Annotated in this window: 23 protein-coding genes; 14 read left to right on the top strand and 9 right to left on the bottom strand. The window is 68.2% G+C overall.

Features of this window, described 5'->3' with window-relative positions; genetic code table 11:
* Positions 1 to 38 precede the first annotated feature (38 nt).
* Both ACZ6SF_RS24315 and ACZ6SF_RS24310 read left to right on the top strand, forming a co-directional pair.
* Complete coding sequence (locus tag ACZ6SF_RS24315; protein ID WP_466064744.1) at positions 39 to 1,208, top strand: WXG100 family type VII secretion target; 1,170 nt, start codon at positions 39 to 41, stop codon at positions 1,206 to 1,208.
* A gap of 87 nt (positions 1,209 to 1,295) precedes the next feature.
* Positions 1,296 to 2,057 (top strand): ESX secretion-associated protein EspG, encoded by a 762-nt coding sequence (locus ACZ6SF_RS24310; RefSeq protein WP_466064742.1) that lies wholly within the window; start codon positions 1,296 to 1,298, stop codon positions 2,055 to 2,057.
* Positions 2,058 to 2,130: 73 nt separating this feature from the next.
* Here ACZ6SF_RS24310 and ACZ6SF_RS24305 read toward each other — a convergent pair whose 3' ends face one another.
* Positions 2,131 to 2,325 carry a hypothetical protein gene (locus ACZ6SF_RS24305; RefSeq protein WP_466064741.1) on the bottom strand — a complete coding sequence of 65 codons (195 nt, stop codon included), beginning with the start codon at positions 2,323 to 2,325 and terminating at the stop codon, positions 2,131 to 2,133.
* Between the two features lie 173 nt (positions 2,326 to 2,498).
* The gene (locus tag ACZ6SF_RS24300) at positions 2,499 to 2,687 is read right to left on the bottom strand and encodes a hypothetical protein (protein WP_466064943.1); all 189 of its coding nucleotides are present in this window, start codon (positions 2,685 to 2,687) and stop codon (positions 2,499 to 2,501) included.
* Positions 2,688 to 2,921: 234 nt separating this feature from the next.
* Here ACZ6SF_RS24300 and ACZ6SF_RS24295 point away from each other — a divergent pair, with 234 nt between their 5' ends.
* Both ACZ6SF_RS24295 and ACZ6SF_RS24290 read left to right on the top strand, forming a co-directional pair.
* Positions 2,922 to 3,815: a helix-turn-helix domain-containing protein gene (locus ACZ6SF_RS24295; RefSeq protein WP_466064739.1), complete on the top strand. Its 894-nt coding sequence runs from the start codon at positions 2,922 to 2,924 to the stop codon at positions 3,813 to 3,815.
* Positions 3,812 to 4,021 (top strand): DUF397 domain-containing protein, encoded by a 210-nt coding sequence (locus ACZ6SF_RS24290; protein ID WP_466064738.1) that lies wholly within the window; start codon positions 3,812 to 3,814, stop codon positions 4,019 to 4,021. The genes ACZ6SF_RS24295 and ACZ6SF_RS24290 overlap by 4 nt, the downstream gene beginning before the upstream one ends.
* Positions 4,022 to 4,692: 671 nt before the next feature.
* Here the strand turns inward: ACZ6SF_RS24290 and ACZ6SF_RS24285 are convergent.
* Together ACZ6SF_RS24285 and ACZ6SF_RS24280 are read right to left on the bottom strand one after the other, a co-directional pair.
* Positions 4,693 to 5,127: a Uma2 family endonuclease gene (locus ACZ6SF_RS24285; RefSeq protein ID WP_466064736.1), complete on the bottom strand. Its 435-nt coding sequence runs from the start codon at positions 5,125 to 5,127 to the stop codon at positions 4,693 to 4,695.
* A 309-nt stretch (positions 5,128 to 5,436) separates the two neighbouring features.
* Positions 5,437 to 5,676, bottom strand: a complete 240-nt coding sequence (locus ACZ6SF_RS24280) for a hypothetical protein (protein ID WP_466064734.1) — start codon at positions 5,674 to 5,676, stop codon at positions 5,437 to 5,439.
* A gap of 6 nt (positions 5,677 to 5,682) precedes the next feature.
* Here ACZ6SF_RS24280 and ACZ6SF_RS24275 point away from each other — a divergent pair, with 6 nt between their 5' ends.
* The 3 genes from ACZ6SF_RS24275 to ACZ6SF_RS24265 all read left to right on the top strand — a co-directional run bounded on the left by ACZ6SF_RS24275 (position 5,683) and on the right by ACZ6SF_RS24265 (position 7,971).
* Positions 5,683 to 6,390: a DUF6924 domain-containing protein gene (locus tag ACZ6SF_RS24275; RefSeq protein WP_466064733.1), complete on the top strand. Its 708-nt coding sequence runs from the start codon at positions 5,683 to 5,685 to the stop codon at positions 6,388 to 6,390.
* A gap of 52 nt (positions 6,391 to 6,442) precedes the next feature.
* A complete protein-coding gene (locus tag ACZ6SF_RS24270; protein WP_466064731.1) occupies positions 6,443 to 7,312 on the top strand; it encodes an alpha/beta fold hydrolase in 870 nt (289 codons plus the stop codon).
* 146 nt (positions 7,313 to 7,458) lie between these two features.
* A complete protein-coding gene (locus ACZ6SF_RS24265; protein ID WP_449995985.1) occupies positions 7,459 to 7,971 on the top strand; it encodes an anthrone oxygenase family protein in 513 nt (170 codons plus the stop codon).
* 56 nt (positions 7,972 to 8,027) lie between these two features.
* On the opposite strand, the gene ACZ6SF_RS24260 is transcribed toward ACZ6SF_RS24265, so the two are convergent.
* The gene (locus ACZ6SF_RS24260; RefSeq protein WP_466064728.1) at positions 8,028 to 9,110 is read right to left on the bottom strand and encodes a 2Fe-2S iron-sulfur cluster-binding protein; all 1,083 of its coding nucleotides are present in this window, start codon (positions 9,108 to 9,110) and stop codon (positions 8,028 to 8,030) included.
* A 100-nt stretch (positions 9,111 to 9,210) separates the two neighbouring features.
* On the opposite strand from ACZ6SF_RS24260, the gene ACZ6SF_RS24255 reads away from it, so the two are divergent.
* From ACZ6SF_RS24255 to ACZ6SF_RS24235, 5 genes are all read left to right on the top strand, one after another.
* Positions 9,211 to 10,614 (top strand): class I adenylate-forming enzyme family protein, encoded by a 1,404-nt coding sequence (locus ACZ6SF_RS24255; RefSeq protein ID WP_466064727.1) that lies wholly within the window; start codon positions 9,211 to 9,213, stop codon positions 10,612 to 10,614.
* Positions 10,592 to 11,497 carry an acyl-CoA dehydrogenase family protein gene (locus ACZ6SF_RS24250; RefSeq protein ID WP_466064726.1) on the top strand — a complete coding sequence of 302 codons (906 nt, stop codon included), beginning with the start codon at positions 10,592 to 10,594 and terminating at the stop codon, positions 11,495 to 11,497. Before ACZ6SF_RS24255 ends, ACZ6SF_RS24250 begins: the two co-directional genes overlap by 23 nt.
* Positions 11,484 to 12,572, top strand: a complete 1,089-nt coding sequence (locus tag ACZ6SF_RS24245) for an acyl-CoA dehydrogenase family protein (protein WP_466064724.1) — start codon at positions 11,484 to 11,486, stop codon at positions 12,570 to 12,572. The genes ACZ6SF_RS24250 and ACZ6SF_RS24245 overlap by 14 nt, the downstream gene beginning before the upstream one ends.
* 1 nt (position 12,573) lies before the next feature.
* A complete protein-coding gene (locus ACZ6SF_RS24240; RefSeq protein ID WP_466064723.1) occupies positions 12,574 to 13,341 on the top strand; it encodes an enoyl-CoA hydratase/isomerase family protein in 768 nt (255 codons plus the stop codon).
* An 84-nt stretch (positions 13,342 to 13,425) separates the two neighbouring features.
* Positions 13,426 to 13,824 carry a RidA family protein gene (locus tag ACZ6SF_RS24235; protein WP_466064721.1) on the top strand — a complete coding sequence of 133 codons (399 nt, stop codon included), beginning with the start codon at positions 13,426 to 13,428 and terminating at the stop codon, positions 13,822 to 13,824.
* Between the two features lie 13 nt (positions 13,825 to 13,837).
* On the opposite strand, the gene ACZ6SF_RS24230 is transcribed toward ACZ6SF_RS24235, so the two are convergent.
* Positions 13,838 to 15,055 carry an NO-inducible flavohemoprotein gene (locus ACZ6SF_RS24230; RefSeq protein WP_466064719.1) on the bottom strand — a complete coding sequence of 406 codons (1,218 nt, stop codon included), beginning with the start codon at positions 15,053 to 15,055 and terminating at the stop codon, positions 13,838 to 13,840.
* Between the two features lie 346 nt (positions 15,056 to 15,401).
* On the opposite strand from ACZ6SF_RS24230, the gene ACZ6SF_RS24225 reads away from it, so the two are divergent.
* Positions 15,402 to 15,971 (top strand): hypothetical protein, encoded by a 570-nt coding sequence (locus tag ACZ6SF_RS24225; RefSeq protein ID WP_466064717.1) that lies wholly within the window; start codon positions 15,402 to 15,404, stop codon positions 15,969 to 15,971.
* A gap of 63 nt (positions 15,972 to 16,034) precedes the next feature.
* Here the strand turns inward: ACZ6SF_RS24225 and ACZ6SF_RS24220 are convergent, their stop codons facing one another.
* Positions 16,035 to 16,799, bottom strand: a complete 765-nt coding sequence (locus ACZ6SF_RS24220; RefSeq protein ID WP_357422369.1) for an SDR family NAD(P)-dependent oxidoreductase — start codon at positions 16,797 to 16,799, stop codon at positions 16,035 to 16,037.
* Positions 16,800 to 16,899: 100 nt separating this feature from the next.
* Here ACZ6SF_RS24220 and ACZ6SF_RS24215 point away from each other — a divergent pair, with 100 nt between their 5' ends.
* A complete protein-coding gene (locus tag ACZ6SF_RS24215; RefSeq protein ID WP_466064716.1) occupies positions 16,900 to 18,048 on the top strand; it encodes a thiolase family protein in 1,149 nt (382 codons plus the stop codon).
* A gap of 83 nt (positions 18,049 to 18,131) precedes the next feature.
* Here the strand turns inward: ACZ6SF_RS24215 and ACZ6SF_RS24210 are convergent, their stop codons facing one another.
* Positions 18,132 to 18,791, bottom strand: coding sequence for a TetR/AcrR family transcriptional regulator (locus ACZ6SF_RS24210; protein WP_466064714.1), 660 nt, complete (start codon positions 18,789 to 18,791; stop codon positions 18,132 to 18,134).
* 115 nt (positions 18,792 to 18,906) lie between these two features.
* Positions 18,907 to 19,518: a hypothetical protein gene (locus tag ACZ6SF_RS24205; RefSeq protein WP_466064712.1), complete on the bottom strand. Its 612-nt coding sequence runs from the start codon at positions 19,516 to 19,518 to the stop codon at positions 18,907 to 18,909.
* Between the last annotated feature and the right edge of the window lie 32 nt (positions 19,519 to 19,550).

The following is a 19,550-nucleotide window of genomic DNA, read 5'->3' as shown; positions in this document are numbered from 1 at the left end:
CCACACAGTGCGCCAGCCGGTATGAAGCAGGGGGAGCGATGACCTTTCAGAACGAGAGTCCGAAAATCGGTGATCCGGAGGAGCCCAACGGGTTCTCTCATACTCAGATCAACGAGGCGTTCAAACCGTTGGCGCCGGGTGATCACGGAATGACCGCCTCGGACCAATACGGGCAGATCGCCGCTATGTGGGAGAGCGGGGTGCAGGTGTTCGCGGCGCGCATCCGCCGGTCCAGCTCGGCGGCCTGGGAGGGGCCGGCAGCGGAGCAGTCTCGCCAGGCGATCGGCAATTACGCCACCCGGGCCGAAGATCTGGTTCCCGCGCTGAATGCGCTGGCTGTTCAGGTCCACGACTCGGTCGTCTCGATCATGCGTACCCAGAACAACTTGCCCGAGGTCCCCGGGGACAAGTCGTGGATCAATCCGACAGGGTGGTCGTGGCTGCCGTTCTACGAGGACACCGATCGCAGTGATGCCGAGGAAGTGGCACGGCAGGTGATGGGCGACAACTATGTGACCGGCTTCGTCGCGGCCGATACGAAGATTCCCGTCCTGCCCGTCCCCGTGAACCCGACCCAGCCCCTGCACACAGATCTGCCCACCGATACCGGTGACCAACCCGGCCCCGGCGATACGTCCACCGAGGAGGGTGGTAACCCGAACAGTCCGGATACGGGCACGCCGGACGGAGAGAATCCCACCGGGGAGGAGCCCGGCGAAGAGCAGCCCGGTGATGATCCGGGCACCGAGCAGACAGAGGAACCGGGCACCGAGCAGCCCGGCGAGACGCCGACCGAAACGACGCCGTCCACCACGGATAGCCCGGTATCCACCACACCGAGCACCACGACCATGCCGAGCACGACGACCTCTCCCGGTCCGGGATCCCCGGGGTCGCCCGGCGGAAGTCCGGTGACCACCGGTGATCCCGGCCGCAGCGTGCCCGGTACCCCCAACACCACCGCCGCCCCTGCCGCGGCGGCTGCCGGGACCACCAGTTCGGGTGCGGCGCGCAGCGGTATGCCGGGGATGATGTCGCCGGGGGCGGGTCGCGGACAGCAGGGGGGCGATGACGACAAGCACGAGATCCCGGACTATCTCATCACCGCCGAGAACACCGACGAACTGCTCGGGGAGTTGCCGCCCACGATTCCCGGCGGGGTACTGGGGGCCGACGTACCGGCCGCGCGCCCACCGGAACGCGACTGAGTTACCTGCCCGCACCGGGCTCCGGCCGGCGGCTGCCGGAGCCGACGCTCCGGCAGCCGTGACGTAATCGAGGAATAACCACCGACAATGAGCACATGGATCTGGGAGCCGGACGATTTCGCCGCGCTCTGGTATCGCGACGGGATCGATCGGTTCCCGCGCCCGCTCCGCTATCTGAGCGTGTACAAGACCCGCAACCCGTATGAGGCGCATGTGGCGGCCGTGCGGGAGCGGTACGACCGGGATGAGCGTGAACTGATCCGGCGTGCTCTGCACACCGTGTCCGACGGTGACCTGCGGATCGAGATACTCGGTGCCTCGACCGCGACGTCCAAGGGCCGGATTCGGGAGTACCGGGTGGTCGGCGCGCGCAACCCGCAGTACGGGGTGGTGCTCGCGCAGTCGGTGATCGACGGCGTCTACGGCTCGGTCCACGCGCACCTGTTCGCCGCCGGGCAACTTCCGAAACGCCTCGCCGCCATGGTGCCGACGTGTGACACCGGACGGGAAGCGGCGGGCACGTTCCATATCGACGACCTCGCCCCGGGCCGGGAACAGCAGCAGTCCCACCGGCGTGGCCCCGGCGAACAATACCGGCGCCTCGCGCTGCGGCCCGCCGATGGCGGCGGTAGCGCGGGCCTGCGGGTCGGGTCGATTCTGGACCGGCCCGAGCCCTGGTACGGACTCCAGTGGTACGACATCACCGGTGACGGCAGGTACCTGGAGAGTCGAACCCGGGAACACGTCACGGTGCGGCCTGCGGGCGCGTCCGATCTCGCGGCCGCGTTCGCCGAGTGGATCGACCGGGCCCTGCCCCGCCTGCGCGAGGACGAGGCGGACACCTGGTAGCAGTGTCCGTGACTGCCCGGATACCCGAGGCGGTGCCGAGCGGCCCGCGTGAGGCCGGGGGAGCGCTTCGCCGCTAGCCATCGAGATACCGCGCGATATCGGTGAGAGCGGAAGCCCCGTACAGCGTTTCGCCGTCCGTGGCGTCCAGCAACGACCATCGCGCCGGCGTGCCCGGCTCGCGGACGAGACGGTAACCCAGGCTTCCGGCCTGTGCGGCAAGCGAATCGAACAGCGCAGTGTGATAGTCGCGCGCTCGGCGTCTGTTCACCTGCCCGCCCGGTTTCCCGTGATGGCCCACCGGCGCAATGCGTTCGACACCCGGAGCAGTGTGGCGGGGTCGGCCGGGGATTGCCAATTCCTCCCCGGCGGTACCGGAGCCGCACCGGGGAGGCGACGCGGCAATTCTTCTTTCACTGATATATTTCCCTTCACCCGGTCGGATCAGTACTCGGAGAATTCCCGGGCACCGGGAACCATTCTGCGTTCCTCGACCAGCCGTGCCCGGGCTTGTCTTTTGATCGGGCACGCCGTCGGCGGGCATTCGATATGGGTCTGCATCACCTGGTGGGCGTGGTCGACGGTCATCACCGGCACCGTCCGGTGGTCGGTTACCGGTAGTCCGAACAGCATGGTCACCTCGTAACGTCGGGATGGTCTGGCGTGCAATATGGAAAATTCCGCCGTGGAATATTCCATGGCGTCGTCCGCGCAATCAGTCAAGCATCCCTCTTGCCGATTGTGAATCCATACGTAAGATTCTGTGGCACAACGGAATTACATCGGGTGGATAGGTAATTCCGAACTGTTCGACTATTCCATTCGAGTTGGAATAACCGCGAGTAACGGCTACGAAGGGGAGTGTCCATGTCCATCGAATCGAATCCCGCGAACCCACCTACCCTGCCGCGGCGGGTACTGGGCCGACGTCTGCGCGAACTGCGCGAGCTGGCCGGGATGAGCCGGGCGAACGCGGCCCGGAAGTGCGAGATGGGGGCGCAGACACTGTGGCGCTTGGAATCCGGGCGCAACAGCGAGACGAAGAAAATGGTGGTCAATGCGCTTTGCGATGTGTACGGGGCAAGCGGCACCGAGCGTCGTGAGCTGCTCTGGCTGGTCGATGAATCTCGCAAAGACGGATGGTGGCAGTCCTATGACGATGTCATGTTCCCCGAGTTCGAGATGTTTCTCGGTTTGGAACGAGCTGCCTGCAAGATCTTCTCGTGGCAGTCGACAACACTGCCGGGGCTGGTTCAAACGCCGGATTACCGACGTGCGACGTGGGATATCTCCACCGCACTCGGGGCTCAAATCGACCTCGACCGAGAGCTCGGCTTGCTTCGGAAGCGTCAGGAGCGGTTGCAGGACTCGCCTGGCTTCAGCCTCGACGTCGTACTCGGCGAGTCGGCACTTCGGCACGTAATCGGAAACGCCGTGACCATGGCGGCCCAGTTGGACCATCTCATCGAGCTCTCCGCCTCGCCGACCGTCTCCCTGCGGGTAGTTCGATTCGACGCTCCCAATCATAGTGGTTTGGCGGCGAAGGACTTCGTGTACCTGGAGTTTCCGGAGCATTTGAATCCGGTACTGACAGAACCTCCTGTCGTGTACGTGGAAGGTTTCACCGGGGCGCTGTACCTGGACAAGCCGAGCGAAGTCGACCAATATCAGGCGGCCCGCGACTCCATCCTGCACGTAGCATTGGACGAGCGAGAAACACAGCGCTTCATCGAGGCGACGGCAAGGGAGTATCGGGCGTGAACATCGACCTATCCGGCGCAACGTGGTTCAAGAGCAGCCGCAGCGTCAGTGGAAAAGACTGCGTCGAAGTCGCCCATCTGGCCAGTGGAATGGTGGGCGTGCGGGACTCCAAGAACCCCACCGGCCCGGCCCTGGTTTTCGGTCCAGGGGAGTGGGACTCCTTCACTGCTGGTCTGCGTGGGGCCGGACCGAAGCCGACGGTCTGAGCGATCGGGGTAATCCGGAGGTATCGACACTCCCGCCGCCGAGGGGGAGTGTTCGGTCCGGCGTCATATCGCGCGGTGCCTGTGCGTCGCCCGAGCAGGCGGACCGCGGTCTGCAGCAGCCGGTGCGTCGAGAACATCATCGCCCATCCGGGTACCCCGCGTTACCTGAGGTCGGTGGGAACGACCGGCGTTGCGAATCCGTCCGGTGAATCGGCTCCGCGGTTCGCGGCCGATGTCACAGCCGCTGCAATTCGCTGCGGCGAAATCGTACTTCGCGTTCCGCTGGGAACGGGGGAGACGGTGAAAACTGGCCGACCGGACATAGGAATCCCCAATCGGCAAGATACTGCCGATTGCTCGCGAGGTTTGCTTGTGACCTCCCATGAGGTCCAGATTTCGGCAGGATCCTGCCGAAAACGATCGCCCGTATTTTCCGCCTGCTGGGTACTGGGCCCGGCCGCTCAGAAGGCGAGCGAGGCCCAGGGGATTGCGATCGGGAACGGATATTCGAACGCCACCTCTGTCCCGTCGGCGGGTGTCCATTCGCCCACCAAGCGGTAGTCGGGCCGATGCAGCGGCCGCACGCCCTCCGGCAACGTGGCGACCCCTGTTTCCAAACCATAGGCTCGGATGGTCGCGATGGCGCTGATCGCCGGCCGCAGCGTGACCTCCTAGGGGATGCCCGCGGCGGCGTAGCGGCTCTTCTTGGCCTCGACATCGGATTGGGTATTCGAGGGGGAGAGCACCTCGCCCACCAGCATCGTGTCGGCGGCGCGTACGTCCTGGTACGGCGGTATGCATCGGTGGACGAGAAAGTCCGGGGTCAGGAAGTCCGACTTTCCGCTGAGACCCAGAAACACGTTGGTTTCCGACTCGACCTCCCAGCAGCGGTCGGATCGAGCGGACATGCGCTCACGCGCGCAGCGCTCGAACTCGTTGACCAACCGCCGGGTGAACTTCTGGTGCTCACGTCGTCTGGGCCGCACCCACACGACCCGTCCGTCCCAGAGTTCGATCCGGTCCGCTACCTCGTCCGGTAGCCGCTCCAGTTCTTCCCAGGTCATGTACTCCGGGAGGTCTGGCCGGTCGATCCAGGGCGGGGACATGGTCGAATGGTAGGTGGTGCCCATGACCGGTCGGACCGATCGCGATGACCTCTGCCCGGATCGCTGCCGGGCACCTGGACCACCCTGCCGAGATCGACGACCGGGGGCCGGAGAGATTGCCGGGCGGCCATGGGCGCGAGCAGGGTGGTGGGGTAAATGAGATCGCGCGATCTGATTGCGCTCCTGAAGAACTTCGGAAATGTGGAATGGTATCGCCACTCGGGGGGAATCGGCGACGACGGTACAGCCAGGCCGCCGCTCGTGGTCTGGCGGTTCTCCGAGCCTCGACCGGAAGAATTCGAGGGCACGCTACGCCGCATCGTCGAAGCCGACGACCGCCAGGTCGACTGGTTGTTCGATACCTCTCACCGAAACTGGGTGCTGGTGCCGAGCCGGGTGATGGAGGAGAAGGATCGTCAGAGGTTTGAGGTCGAAGCGCAGGCTGCCGGTCTGCTCGAGCGCGAGGATCCAGAGTTCAGCCGGCGGTCGGTACATGACTTCGAGCGAATCCTGCGGGCTCTGCCGGGTGTCGGCGGGGTGCCCTACCATCGCCGAATGTCGTTCACCGTGCGCCAGTGGCCCACCGATACCGGCGAACCCGAGCCGGACCCCACGCTGCGGGATACCCCGGTCGCTCACCGAGAGGTGCTCGGTCCCTGGACGTTCGAGATCCGCAGCGGTATCCCACTGTCCCCGGTCGACTGTGAACGGGTTATCGCCTCTGTCGTTTCGCCGGACGGTGACGGGCCGGACCCCGCGGATATCCCGGCCGATGCCGCGGCGCGGGCGGAGGCGGAGCTCACCGGAGCGCTCGGCACAGGGCGCAGGCTGGACGACTTCCTCGACGACGATGCGTCGCTGTTCGTCCGGACCGATTTCGACGACGACGATGCGTGGCGGTTGGTGGCGGCATTGGCGATGGCTCCGGGCGTGGGTGAGGAGGCCGAGTTCGTTGCCTCTCTGACCTGTATCGACAATCGCGAGAACGACGGATTATCCGTCGATGCGCTGCTCGAGAGGATCGGCGACCGGCCGACCTACTTCGCCTTCTTCGCCGACGCCGTCACTCTCGGCGACCCCGAACATCCGATCCTCGCCGTCGACACCGGACCGGAGGAGACCGGTCACGAACGCGGCCGGACGGTCCGGATACTCCCCTCGGAGATGTGGGGTATCGAAAACAATCTGTCCATCGCCAATATGGATTTCCAGGACTTCGCCGACGCCGCCGACCCGGACGGTGTGTTCCGCGGCTTCGCCTGAAGGCCCGCGGCGGATGCGATGAATTATCCGTGCGGAAGGCGTCTGTACCGGTATGTCGACACATACGCTCGAGACCGCCGGTGCCGATCTCGTCTACGACGTGCACGGACCGCTGCCCACGGCCGGAGGGAAGCCGCCGCTGTTCATGATCGGGCAGCCGATGGAGGCCGCCGGTTTCCGTGCGCTCGCCGCGCAGTTTCCGGACCGCACCGTCGTCACCTACGACCCGCGGGGGATCGGGCGCAGCGTCCGCAAGGACGGCCGCGTCGATCAGACACCGGAAGTGCAGGCCGGGGACGTTCACGCCATCATCGAAGCGCTCGGGGCCGGACCGGTGGAGATGTTCGCCAGCAGCGGCGGTGCGGTGACCGCGCTCGCGCTCGTGGTGGCCTACCCCGACGACGTGGTCGCCCTGGTGGCGCATGAACCGCCCCTGATCCCGGTCCTGCCCGATGCGGGGGCCGCCGAACGGGCCCGCGCGGCGGTAACGGACGCCTACCGGGCGAAAGGGTTCGGTACCGGGATGGCGGCCTTCGTCGCCATGACCTCGTGGCAGGGTGAGTTCACCGACGAGTACTTCGCGCAGCCCGCCCCCGATCCGGCCATGTTCGGGATGCCCGCCGAGGACGACGGCTCCCGAGACGACCCGCTGCTGTCGGATCGATCCTGGGCGGTCAGCAGCTACCGCCCCGACCCGAGCGCGCTGGCCGCGGCAGGTACTCGCGTGGTCGTCGCCGTGGGGGTCGAAACGGGGGAGGCGTTCACCGGGCGTACCGCGGTGGCGACGGCGGCTCTGCTGGGTGGGCAGGCGGCGGTGTTCCCGAGTCATCATGGTGGCTTCGCCGACGGGGAATTCGGGTACGCGGGTCAGCCGGAGGAATTCGCGCGCCGGTTGCGCGAGATTCTGGACGGCCGGGAGTGAGCACATCCAGGTGTGCACCTCTGTGTCGTCCCAGGGCTGGTGGTGTTTTCCGGCCGCCGGTACGGTGACTCTGCTCGGTCGCGGATCGCGTAGCGAGTGGACGCCTCGTTCGAGGCATTCGGGATCTACTCGGACGAGGTGATGTCATGCTCGACGGACTCCGCTCGGTCACGCTGCTCGCGGCGACCCTGGCGACCGGCCTGATGGCCGGAGTCTTCGGGATCTACGCGCTGGCGATCATGCCCGGCCTGCGGACCACCGACGACCGGACATTCATCGGTTCCTTCCAGGCCATCGACCGCGCCATCGTGAATCCGCTGTTCCTGCTGACCTTCATGGGCGCGCTGGTGCTCTCGGTGCTGGCGGCGGTGCTGCAGATCGGTGGCGGTCGCGGCTCGGTGCTCGCCTGGACCGCGGCCGCCGCGGTGCTCTATCTGGCGGCGGTAGTGATCACCGTCGCCGTGCACCTGCCGCTCAACGACGCGCTGAAGGCCGCGGGAGCGCCGGCCGAGATGGCCGACCCCGCGGCGGTCCGGGCCGATTTCCAGGAGGCCCGGTGGGTGGCCTGGAATATCGTCCGCACCGTGACGAGCACCGTGGCGTTCGCGTGCCTGGGCTGGGCGCTGGTGTTGTGGGGCAAGGCCCAGGCCGCCGGCTGATCCGCGTCAGAAGGCCGACTCCGGCCAGCCGATGTGGATGGGAACGGGGCGAGAGCCTATTCGTAGCGCACGGTCACCGAGGGGGTGTCGGGGACGGCCTGGCAGGTGAGGATGTAGCCCTCCTCGAGGTCGTCGTCGGTGAGCGCGTCGTTGATCCGCATGGTGGCCTTGCCGTCGGTGAGTTTGGCCATGCAGGTGGCGCAGTTACCGGATTCGCAGGAGAACGGCGGGGTCAGCCCGGCTCGGCGGGCGCTCTCGAGCAGGGTTTCGCCGTCGCGCCGGGGAACCGACTTCTTCTTCCGGTTCAGGAAGATCGTGATCGTGCCTTCTTCTTCGGCGGTGGCGGGCGCCGCCGCCGGTGCGTCGGCCGGGGTCACGGCGCCGGCGGGTGCGCCCTGCCGCTCCGCGGTGTGGGCGGGGGCCGGGGCGGTGTCGGCGGGTTTGGCGGGGGTGGCGGCGCCGAAGCGCTCCGAGAAGATCCGGCCCGGTCCCGGTAGTGCGTTCTCGACCAGTTCCATGAACGGTTCCGGCCCGCAGATATAGGCGTCGCCGGCGGTATCGGAGCCGACGAACTCGAGTACCTTGGCGGCGTCGACGTAACCGTGTTCGTCGTCGCGGTGCCGGAGCACCGTCAAGCGGCCCGGATACTTCGCGACGAGTTCGTCGAGGGCGGCCTCGAAGATCGCGGAGGGGCGGTCGCGGTCGGCGCAGAGCAGGCGGACGCTGCGGCCGGTGGTGGCCAGGGTGCTCTTGGCCAGCGAGATGATCGGGGTGATACCGCTGCCGCCGGAAAAGCCGAGCAGGGGGACCTCGGCCTCACGCAGGCAGAACCGTCCGGTGGGCACCGTCAGTTCGACCTCGTCGCCTTCGCTGAGGTTGTCGTGCATCCAGTTCGACACCGTGCCGCCGGGAACCCGTTTGACGGTGGTCATGAACTCGGTGTCGGTCTCGGGCGCGCTCGACATCGAGTACGACCGGAAGAACGGTTTGCCGTCGACGGTGAACTTGAACGTGCAGAACTGCCCGGCCTGGTAGGAGAACGGCCCGTCCTCCGGTTCCAGCACGAAGGTGCGGGTGTCCGGTGTCTCCTTGACGATCCGGATCACCTTCGCGCGCCGGAACAACGGTGGTCTCGCCATGGTCGCCTCCTTCTGGTATTAAGATTCTATCCAAGCGAGAATAGTATTCTCAAATTCGGATAGGAACAGCGATGAAGTGCTACCGGATCGGGGGACGCAGATGACAGGTCCCACAGTGCTCGCCTTCGAGGACCGCGAGTACACCCGCGCCGAACTGGATGCGACGGCGGACGGTCTGGCCGAACTGCTGGCGGGCCGAGGGGTCCGGCCGGGGCAGCGGGTGGCGCTGATGTCGTCCAACCGACCGGAATTCGTGAGTGCGGTACTGGCCGTCTGGCGGCTGGGCGCGGCGGTGGTGCTGCTGAGCCCGGCCTGGAAACAGGCCGAGGTCGCGCATGCGCTCGAGATCACCGGCGCCGAGCACGCCCTCGGCGATCATCCGGTGCTGGGCGAGCTCACGGATATGCTGTCGCTCGACGAACCGGTGCCCGCCGTCACCCGGACCTTCGACCCGCCGGACCCCGGTAGCGACGCGGTCCTCGTCTTCAGTTCGGGCACCACCGGATTGCCCAAGGCGGTCCGCCACACCCACGCGTCCTTCGCGGTCGCGGTGGAGCACTGGCGCGTGGCCCTCGGGCTGGGCCCCGGTGACCGGATCCAGGTGGCAACTCCGCCCTCGCATATCCTCGGCATCCTCAATATCATCACCGCGCTGGAATGCGGATCCTGGCTGCGCCTGCACCGCCGGTTCGACCTCGAGCGGGTGCTGCGCACCATCGAGGCCGACAAGATCACGGTGGAGATGGCGGTGGCGCCGATCGCGCTGGCCATCGCCCAGCATCCCGGCCTCGAGTCCTACGACCTGTCCTCGCTGCGCTACATCATGTGGGGCGCGACACCGGTGACGCCCAGCGTGGCGGAGACGGTCACCCGGCGGACCGGTGTCACCTGGTTGCCGGCCTACGGGGCGAGCGAACTCCCCGTGATCGCCTGTAATCCGATCGACGGTCCGCGGCTCGACAGCGTGGGTAAGGCCGTACCGGGCGTGCGGGTCCGGGTGGTGTCGCTCGACAACGGAGAACCGGTGGCGCCCGGCGAGGACGGGGAGATCCAGCTGCGGGCCGATTCGCTGATGGCCGGGTATCTGCCCGATTCGGCGACCGCGGGCGCGCTCGACGACGGCTGGTACCGCACCGGCGATGTGGGAAATGTGGACGGGGACGGCTGGATCCGGCTCACCGACCGGTCCAAGGAAATGATCAAGGTCCGCGGGTTCCAGGTGGCGCCCGCGGAAATCGAGGCCGTCCTGCACGGGCACGACGCGGTCGCGGACTGCGCGGTGTTCGGGGTGCCCGACGGCGCCAACGGCGAGGCCATCGTGGCGGCCGTCGCGACCGCCTCGCCCGTGACCGCCGAGGAACTGACGACGCTCGTACACGAGCGGCTGGCCGGTTACAAGCGCCTGCACCGGGTGCTGTTCGTGGACGAGATCCCGCGCCTGCCCTCGGGCAAGGTGCTGCGGCGAGTGCTGAAGGAGCGTTATGGACGTCCGGCTGACGAGTGAACAACGCCAACTCCGGGACGCGGCGGCCGAACTGGCCGATGAACTCGGGCCCGGGTCGGTGCTGGATCTGGCGGACGCCACCCGCCGGGCCCGGCTGGAGAAGGCGGTATCCGGCACCGGGTTCCGCGAACTGCGCTCCGACGGCGCCACCGGCGTCGAGGTGGCGCTGGTGGCCGAGGAGTTCGGCCGGGGTCTGGTGGATGTGCCGTTCCTCGGCCCGATTCTCGCCGACGATCTGCACGGGCGCGCCGACGGTGAGACCGCGCTGTGGACGGTCGCGGTGGACGGTATCGCCGTCGACGCGACCGGCTGCGAGCGGGTGCTGCGCCTCGACGGCAGTACGCTGCTCGCCGGCCGGGTCGCCGGGCCGGCGCCGGGCGCCGACCTCACCCGCGCCGGCGCCGTCGCGGAGGGGCCCTGGGAGTCGCGTGGCGATATCTCCGACCGGCACCGCCACCGCTGGCACGCGCTCGCGCTGACCGCGACCTGCGCCGATCTGGTGGGCACCGCGCGGGGCGCGCAGCGGCTCGCGGTCGAGTACGCGAAAATGCGCGCCCAGTACGGCAAGACGATCGGCTCCTATCAGGCCGTCGCGCATCTGCTGGCCGAGAGCGAGGCGCTGATCGAAGGATCGATCAGTGTGCTCTGGCATGCCGCGTGGGCGGTCGACGAACTCGACCCCGCCGAAGCGCTGCAGGCCGCGCGGATCGCCAAGATCTACGCCGCCCGCGCCACCCGCACCGTGTGCGAGACCGCGATCCAGGTGCACGGCGGTATCGGCAACACCTGGGAATGTCTGGCCCACGTGTATCTGCGGCGGGCCCTGGTGTCCACCGAACTGTTTCCCGTCCGATTGGAGGAGGCCGGCCTTGGACTTTCGTGATTCCCCGGAGGAGGCCGCGTTCCGGGAGCGGCTGCGCGGCTGGCTCGCCGATATCGCCGGCAAATACCCGACCTCGGGTGACGAGTACTGGGCCCGGCAGGGCGAATGGCATGCCGAGTTGTACCAGGCCGGCTTCTTCGGGCTGTCCTGGCCGAAGGAGTACGGCGGCCAGGAACTCACACCGGTTTTCGATGTGATCCTCGACGAGGAACTGGCCATCGCCGGCGCCCCGCCCCGGCCGAGCCTCGGTTATCTGATCCAGGGTCTGGGCCATCACGCGAGCCCCGACCTGTGCCGCCGCTTCCTGCCCGGGATGATCGACGGCAGCCAGCGCTGGTGCCAGGGCTTCAGCGAACCCGGCGCCGGTTCCGACCTCGCCTCGCTCACCACCACCGCCACCCGTGACGGTGACGACTACGTCATCCACGGGCACAAGATCTGGACCAGCTACTCGGATGTGGCGGACTGGTGCCTGCTGCTGGCCCGCACCGATCCGGACGCGCCGCGGCACAAGGGGATCTCGGCGTTCGTGCTGTCGATGAAACAACCCGGCGTCGAGCAGCGCCCGCTGGAGATGATGAGCGGGGTGACCACCGAATTCGGGCAGGTCCTCTTCGACGGGGCGCGGGTACCCGCCGATCAGATGGTGGGCGCGCCCGGCGAGGGCTGGAAACTGGCGATGACGGTGGTCGGGCACGAACGCGAACCCTCGACCCTCGGCTACGCCGCCCGGTACGGCAAACTCGTGCGCCAGCTGGCCGCGCGGGTGGACGGGCCGCTGCCCGGCGACCTCGCCTGGGCGGCCGTGCAGTCGGAGATGCTGCGCCTGCATGTGCGGCGGCGGCTGTCCGAACAGCTCGACGGTGTGGTCCACGGGCCGCAGGGGTCGCTGGACAAACTGCTCATGACCTGGGTGGACCAATCGGTCGGGCATGCCGCGCTCACCGTCGCGGGTACCGCCGATACCGAGATGTTCGGCGCCTACCTCTACAGCCGCGCGCAGAGCGTGATGGGCGGGACCTCGCAGATCCAGAAGAACATCATCGCCTCGCGGATCCTCGGATTGGGAGTCTGAAATGTACGATATGCCCGCGGAAATCGACGTCCGGGCCGAAGGCGTGCTGCGCATCGTGACGCTGAACCGGCCCGATGCCCTCAACGCGGTCGACGACGCGCTGCACTCGGGGCTGGCGCGGCTGTGGCCGCGGCTGTCGGAGGATCCCGAGGTGCGGGCGGTGGTGCTCACCGGCGCCGGTAAGGCGTTCTCGGCCGGTGGTGATTTCACCTACCTGGAAGAGCTGGGCCGGGATACGGCGCTGCGGGAGAAGACCATCGCGCACGGGCGCGATATCGTCCTCGGGATGGCCCGCTGCCGGGTGCCGGTGGTGACGGCGGTCAACGGTCCGGCCGTCGGTCTGGGCTGCAGTCTCGTCTCGCTCAGCGATATCGTCTATATCGCCGAGCACGCCTATCTCGCCGATCCGCACGTCCAGGTGGGCCTGGTGGCCGCCGACGGCGGTCCGCTGACCTGGCCGCTGCACACCAGCCTGCTGCTGGCCAAGGAATACGCCCTCACCGGCGCGCGGATCTCCGCCGAACGCGCCCGCGAGATGGGCCTGGCCAATCACGTGGTCGCCGATCCGATGGCCGAAGCGCTGGCCTGTGCGAAGCGGATCGCCGAAATGCCCCGCCAGGCCGTGGAGGCCACCAAACGGGTACTGAACATGCAGCTCGAGAAAGCTGTTCTCACCACCCTGGACTACGCCCTCACCGCGGAGTACCAGTCGTTCCAGACCGACGATTTCCAGGCGACCATCACCCGGCTCACCTCCGGGAAGAAATAAGCCGCCGGCGGGCGGGTTGTCACAGTGGCCCCGGTCGTTTCGTCGTCATGTCGGAACGACATCTGCCGAGAACGGAGTGCCACCATGGCGATCGAGATCATCAACCCGCCCGGACTGCACGATCCGGTGCCGTTCGGCTACAGCCATATCGCCCGGACCCAGGGTGAGCTGGTGCTCATCGCCGGACAATACGATTCCGGCGCCGAAGGCCACCCGACCCGTGCGGATTTCGCCGGGCAGGTCGAGGCGGCCTTCGCGAACCTGGGAATCGCCCTCGCCGCGGTCGGCCTCGGCTACGCCGATGTCGCTTCGCTGCGCACCTATATCGTCGACCACGAGGTGGGCAAACTCGAGATCCTCGGCCGCGTGATCGCGGGGATCTGGGGCGACCGACCGCCCGCGCAGACCCTGCTGGGGGTCGCCGCGCTCGCCCTGCCCGAGATGCGGTTCGAGGTCGACGCGGTGGCGGTGCGATCCGGATAGGTCGCGGTGCGGGTCAGGCGGTGCCGTCGCGCCAGTCGGTCGGGGTGAACTGTTCGGTGCGGATCCGGGTTTCCGGAATACCGTGCTCGCACAACGCCGCACGCACGGTGGTCAGGAACCCGGTGGGGCCGCAGAGCAGGAAATCGGCCTCCGCGGGCAGGTCGAGTGCCCCGGGATTCACCGCGAAGTGCGCACCCGTGCCCTGTTCGCTGTAGTGGAATTCCAGCGTCAGGGCGGGTAACCGCGGAACCAGTTCGAGCAGCCGAGCGCGCAGTGGGACGGCATGCGGGGCGCGGTCGGCGTGGGCCAGGAGCACCTGCCGGCCCGGGCTGTGGATCGCCAGCGCCTCCAGGATGCCGATCATCGGCGCGATCCCGATCCCGGCGGAGATCAGGACCAGCGCGGTCGTGGCCGCGGGATCGACCGTGACCTCTCCGGCGGGCAGGGTGAGGGTGAGCGCGTCACCCGGCGAGAGATGCCGGTACAGCCGGGTCGACACCTCACCGGCCGGCAGCCCCGGCTCACCGTCGACGCGTTTGACCGCGAATATCAGCCGCCCGCCCCCGGCCGGGCCCACCAGGCTGTACTGCCGCAGCTGACGGGCGCCGTCGGGCAGTCGTCCGGCCACCGAGATGTACTGTCCGGGTGCGAATCCGGGAAGCGGCCGGTCCGGGTCGGCGGATTCCACCGTGAATACCGCCACGCCGGACGGATCCTCGTCGCGGGCCACCACGACGGCCTCCCGGAATACCGCGCCGGGTGCGGTCCCGGCCCGCGCGTAGAGCCGGTTCTCCTGTTCGATGAGCACTTCGGCCATCAGCCAGTAGACCCGGTCCCAGGCGGCGGCGACGGGTTCGGTGACCACCTCGGCGCCGAGCACGGTGACGATCGCGGCGAACAAGTGCTCGTGCACGACCTCGTACTGTCCGGCGGTGACTCCCAGTGAGACGTGTTTGTGGCCGATCCGGGCCAGCATGGAGTCCGGCTGCGGGGCGGCGGGGTCGATCAGGCGCGCGGCGAAGCGCGCGATCGACGCGGCCAATGCGCGGGGCTGGGAGCCCACGGCCTGATCGGCGCGGTTGAACAGGTCGCGTCCCAGTTCGGGGTGGTGGTCGAAGAGTTCGCGGTAGAACACCTCGGTGATCTCGTCGATATGCGCCCCGATCAGGGGCAGTGTCGCGCGCACGATTTCGGCGTGCTCTCGGCCGAGCGCCGGGAGTGTGGTGCTCATAGGCGGGTCTCCAATCGTCGGAGTGCTCGCCCGCAGCCCGGTCCGATCCGGTGATAGAGCGAGTATTTCCGATTACATAATCGCCTATATGGCCAGCTTCTGATGATGAAATCAACAGAATGATGAATAACTTATCGAAGCCCTGCGGGAAACGGGTCCGAGGTGTGGCGGTGGCAGATGCGGGGCAGGGGTCTCGGGGCGGTGACGTGATACCCGGCGCGGCACGAATCGGATGCCAAAAAGTTGCTGACTAGCGAAAGTGGAAGTAAACCAGTCTATCCAAGGTGGTTTACTCGGGTTTGCCGAACCAGCACCGGCGGGGGTGCGGGAGTGGGAGGATCGGCTCGTGGTCGACTGGCTTACCGCGGAAGCCGTCCCGGTTCCGTCCGGTTCGTGGTGGAGGGACGTCCTGACCGTCGCCGCCCCGCTGGCGATCGTGCTCGCCGCGTGGACCGGCGGCCGGTACGCGTCCGGGCGGGCCCGCAGGGCGCCGTACGAGCGACTCGACGCACTCGTGAAGGTCCGGGCGGAATGGCCCGAGGGGCTGGAGGGGCGGGACTCGCTGGACCGGTCGGTGGCCTACGCGCTGGCCGAGATCCGGCAACTGGAGGGCGATACCACCCATCTCGACACCTCGCCCAACGCGCGGTGGGCGGACTATCACGTGGCGCTGGCCTATCGCCGATTCGCCTGTCTGCGCGCGGTATTCGGCGCGATCGCCCTCGTTGTACTGGCGGCGCTGGGCGTCTGGAGGCTCCCGCTGTGGCTCGATATCGTCGACCGGTACGGCCGCCGGGAGGTCCTGCGAACCGTCTACCCGCTGTCGGTTCTGCTGCTGGGCGCGGTGGTGGTCATCGCGATGGCGCTCTGGGAATTGCATCGGCTCCGGCAGCGGGCCGGCCTGCCGTCGGCATGAACACCGCCCGGCCTTCCGCCGGCCCGGCCCGCTCACCGTGTGGTGAGCGGGGAACCGGTCCGGCTACTTCGGCGGGAAGCGCAGCGCGCCGTCGAGGCGGATGACCTCGCCGTTGAGGTAGTCGTTCTCCACGATCGACTGCACCAGCTGCCCGTACTCCGGCGACCGGCCCATCCGCTTGGGGAACGGGATCTGCGGGGACCAGTACTGTTCGAGCTGGTCGGCGGCCTTACCGTAGGCCGGGGTGTTGAAGGTGCCCGGCGCGATGGTCACCACCCGGATCCCGAGCGGGGACAGGTCGCGGGCCGCGACGAGGGTCATGCCGATCACGCCGCCCTTGGCGGCGGAGTAGGGGAGCTGGCCGATCTGGCCCTCGTAGCCGGCCACCGAGGCGGTGTTGACGATGACCCCGCGTCCCCCCTCTTCGGTGGGTTCGGATTCGGCGATCGCCGCGGCCGACATCCGCATCACGTTGAACACCGCGATCAGATAGAACTCGATGGTGGTGCGGAACCCGTCGAGCGGCAGCGGGGAGCCGTCCTTGCCGACCAGCCGGCCGCCGGCCGCCGGGCCGCCGTGGGTGTCGACCGAAATACGCAGCGGTCCGAGGGATTTCGCCTCCTCGATAGCCGCCCGCACCGACTCCTCGCTGGTTGCGTCGGTGTGCACATAGCGGATACCGAGCTCGTCGGACAGTTCCTTGCCCTTGTCGTCGGCCACATCGGCCACCACGACCTTCGCGCCCGCGGCATGCAGACGGCGGACGGTCGCTTCGCCGAGCCCGCCCGTGCCGCCGACGACGATCGCCGAACTACCTTCGATCTGCATAGCGCTACCCTCTCTTGCGATTCTCGCTCTCAGATTGAGAGAATACTATTCTCATGTATATAGGCAAGATCGTCGACGTGGCGGAAACTGGAGTGAACTGATGCCTGAAGCCGTGATCGTATCCGCGCTGCGCACCCCGATCGGGACCGCCGTGAAGGGAACCCTGCGCGAGACCACCGCATTCGACCTTGCTCACCACGTGGTCGAATCGACCACCAAACAGCTGGAAACCGATGCCCCCATCGACGACCTGATCCTGGGTGAGGGCCGGTACGGCGGCGGTGTGATCGCGCGGCACGCGGCCGTCACCGCCGGGCTCACCGGAGTGCCGGGCCTGGCGCACAACCGGCACTGCGCGGCCGGAATGGCCGCTGTGCAGACCGCGGCGGCCGGTATCCGGTCCGGAATGGACCGGCTGGTACTGGCCGGCGGAGTGAACGCCGATTCCACCGCACCCAAATCCCGGTTCCGGGTGGGCCCCGACGAATGGGTCGATCCGTGGACCTCGCCCTCGCATCCGGACCGGCCGGACGCGCCGAACCTGGATATGTCGATCACGGTCGGCTGGAACGCGGCGGTGAAATCGGGGATCTCGCGCGAGGAGCTGGACGCCTGGGCGCTGCGCTCGCACCGGAACGCGATCGCGGCGATCGACGAGGGCCGCTTCGCCGATGAGGTGGTGCCCATCGACACCCCCTTCGGGCAGTTCGCGGTGGACGAACATCCACGGCGCACCACGACGCTGGAGAAGCTGGCGTCGCTGAAGGTGCTGCATCCCGAGATCGAGGGCTTCTCGATCACCGCGGGCAACGCCGCCGGCGCCAACGACGGCGCGGCGCTGCTCACGGTCGCGAGTGACGAACTGGGATTGCCGGCGCTGGCGACCATCCGGTCCTGGGCCTCGGTGGGAGTCGATCCCGCCGATACCGGCCTGGCGCCCATCGAGGCCATCACCAAGGCCGCCCGGAAGGCGGGGATCTCGCTCGGTGAGGTGAAACTGTTCGAGATCAACGAGGCCTTCGCGTCCGTGCCGATCGCGGCCATCCGGGCCTTGGACCTGAACCCCGAGCTGGTGAATGTGAACGGCAGCGGCTGCTCGCTCGGGCATCCGGTGGCGGCCACCGGCGCCCGCATGATCGTCACCACGATCCACGAGCTGCGCCGCCGCGGCGGCGGTCTGGCGATCGTCGCGATGTGCGCGGGCGGCGGTATGGGTTCGGCGACGGTGCTCGAGGTCGCCGCGCCGTGAGCGTGAACGGTTCCGCCGGGGCCGGTGGACGATCCCCGGCGGAACCGATCGCCGCCGCGCGTACCGGGTCGGTGCGCGCGGTACTACCCTGACCGGCGGTCGCCGGGCCCGTAGGGGCCCGCCAGGGAGGCGTCGACAACCGCGCCGGAACGCGGCGGCTCCTCGGCACCGGGTCCGCTCGGCGCCTTGTTATCGCTCGTCAGCCGGATCACGGTGCGTTCCAGCGCGGGCAGGATATCGGTGACCTCGAGGGCGCCGTCGACGTACCGGCCGATCAGCGCGTAGATCATATTGGACAGGATCAGTCCCACATCGGAGACATAGTCGGGGTCCGAACCCGCGAACAGCGCGGAGACCGCCGGAAGTACCTCGCGGATCGCCCGTTCGTCGAGTCTGCGGCCGCCCGGGCCCGACCGGGCCCGGTGGTAGGCCTCGAGCATATGCGGATGGGTTTCCCAGGGCGCGAGGATATGCCGGAGGATGCGTACCAGCCCGGACCGCGGCGATTCGCCGGCCGGCGCGGGGGCGGTGGGGGAGAAATTGTGGGCCGCCATCCACCGCTCGACCGCGGTGACGATGAGCTCGTCGCGGGTGGCGAAGCATTTGTACACGGTCGCCAGGGAGACGTGGGCGCGGCGCGCGACCTCGCGGAGTTGCACAGCGGCGTAGCCCTGCGACTCCAGCATCTCCTGGACGACGATGACGATGTGCTCCGCCGGTGCGACTTCGTTGCGGCGCTTCATGGTGGTCGGATCCTTCGCGGTTGCCTCCGGGATCCTCGAGACTAGGCCATCCGGGTGCCGGTGTGTCCGGTTCGCTCGTCGTGCGCCGGCCCGCCGGAGCCGTGGCGGGCGGCGATCAGGCCAGTGTGTCGACCACCGGCAGGAGTTTGGCGACCTGACCCAGGCAGCGGGCGACGTGACCGATACCCTCGCCGATCTCCTCGATGGCCAGGTCGAAACCCGAGGCTCCCGTGGCTGCCCGGAACGGGCCGGTGGAGGTGCTCGCGGCGAACTCGGCCGGCGCCGATACCGCGATCCGGTCGCGCGCGCGACGATCGCCGAGGGTGGTGCCCACGAATCGGTGCGCCGCGCGCGTGCAGTCCTGGATCGCCTCGAGGGCGATGAGCAGTTCGTCGGGCAGCGCGATGATGTCGTGCGTGGCCGCGCACTCGCCGGCGACCTCCATATGCTCGACGGTGAATTCGAGCAGATAGGCCAGGCGGTACAGATCCGCCCGGCGGGGCAGGGCCGCCCCTTCGGCGGCGGCCGTCGCGCGCAGGGCTCGGGCGTCCCTGGCCCCGGCGCTACTGGCCGCGGCGAGCCTGGACCGGATACTTCGGGGATCGGCCGGTGGATCCATGAACTCCGCCAGAATCGTCGCGCCGTCGACGGTATGCGCGGTCAGGCCGGCGAACTGCCGGCGCAGCCGGTGCGCCGCCGCCCTGCCGACCTCGGTGTTCGGTTCCACGGTCGTTCCCCTCCGCAATCTATCGCGAGAAC

The sequence above is a fragment of the Nocardia sp. NPDC049935 genome (assembly GCF_055586645.1).
This window is presented reverse-complemented; position numbering and strand designations above follow the sequence as displayed.

What these genes read in the sequence shown, in the direction of transcription:
- ACZ6SF_RS24315 (WP_466064744.1), top strand. Translation starts at nt 39, where the DNA reads ATGACCTTTCAGAACGAGAGTCCGAAAATCGGTGATCCGGAGGAGCCC.
- ACZ6SF_RS24310 (WP_466064742.1), top strand. Translation starts at nt 1,296, where the DNA reads ATGAGCACATGGATCTGGGAGCCGGACGATTTCGCCGCGCTCTGGTAT.
- ACZ6SF_RS24300 (WP_466064943.1), bottom strand. Translation starts at nt 2,687, where the DNA reads ATGCTGTTCGGACTACCGGTAACCGACCACCGGACGGTGCCGGTGATG.
- ACZ6SF_RS24295 (WP_466064739.1), top strand. Translation starts at nt 2,922, where the DNA reads ATGTCCATCGAATCGAATCCCGCGAACCCACCTACCCTGCCGCGGCGG.
- ACZ6SF_RS24285 (WP_466064736.1), bottom strand. Translation starts at nt 5,127, where the DNA reads ATGTCCCCGCCCTGGATCGACCGGCCAGACCTCCCGGAGTACATGACC.
- ACZ6SF_RS24280 (WP_466064734.1), bottom strand. Translation starts at nt 5,676, where the DNA reads ATGGTAGGGCACCCCGCCGACACCCGGCAGAGCCCGCAGGATTCGCTC.
- ACZ6SF_RS24275 (WP_466064733.1), top strand. Translation starts at nt 5,683, where the DNA reads ATGTCGTTCACCGTGCGCCAGTGGCCCACCGATACCGGCGAACCCGAG.
- ACZ6SF_RS24270 (WP_466064731.1), top strand. Translation starts at nt 6,443, where the DNA reads ATGTCGACACATACGCTCGAGACCGCCGGTGCCGATCTCGTCTACGAC.
- ACZ6SF_RS24265 (WP_449995985.1), top strand. Translation starts at nt 7,459, where the DNA reads ATGCTCGACGGACTCCGCTCGGTCACGCTGCTCGCGGCGACCCTGGCG.
- ACZ6SF_RS24260 (WP_466064728.1), bottom strand. Translation starts at nt 9,110, where the DNA reads ATGGCGAGACCACCGTTGTTCCGGCGCGCGAAGGTGATCCGGATCGTC.
- ACZ6SF_RS24255 (WP_466064727.1), top strand. Translation starts at nt 9,211, where the DNA reads ATGACAGGTCCCACAGTGCTCGCCTTCGAGGACCGCGAGTACACCCGC.
- ACZ6SF_RS24250 (WP_466064726.1), top strand. Translation starts at nt 10,592, where the DNA reads ATGGACGTCCGGCTGACGAGTGAACAACGCCAACTCCGGGACGCGGCG.
- ACZ6SF_RS24240 (WP_466064723.1), top strand. Translation starts at nt 12,574, where the DNA reads ATGTACGATATGCCCGCGGAAATCGACGTCCGGGCCGAAGGCGTGCTG.
- ACZ6SF_RS24235 (WP_466064721.1), top strand. Translation starts at nt 13,426, where the DNA reads ATGGCGATCGAGATCATCAACCCGCCCGGACTGCACGATCCGGTGCCG.
- ACZ6SF_RS24230 (WP_466064719.1), bottom strand. Translation starts at nt 15,055, where the DNA reads ATGAGCACCACACTCCCGGCGCTCGGCCGAGAGCACGCCGAAATCGTG.
- ACZ6SF_RS24220 (WP_357422369.1), bottom strand. Translation starts at nt 16,799, where the DNA reads ATGCAGATCGAAGGTAGTTCGGCGATCGTCGTCGGCGGCACGGGCGGG.
- ACZ6SF_RS24215 (WP_466064716.1), top strand. Translation starts at nt 16,900, where the DNA reads ATGCCTGAAGCCGTGATCGTATCCGCGCTGCGCACCCCGATCGGGACC.
- ACZ6SF_RS24210 (WP_466064714.1), bottom strand. Translation starts at nt 18,791, where the DNA reads ATGAAGCGCCGCAACGAAGTCGCACCGGCGGAGCACATCGTCATCGTC.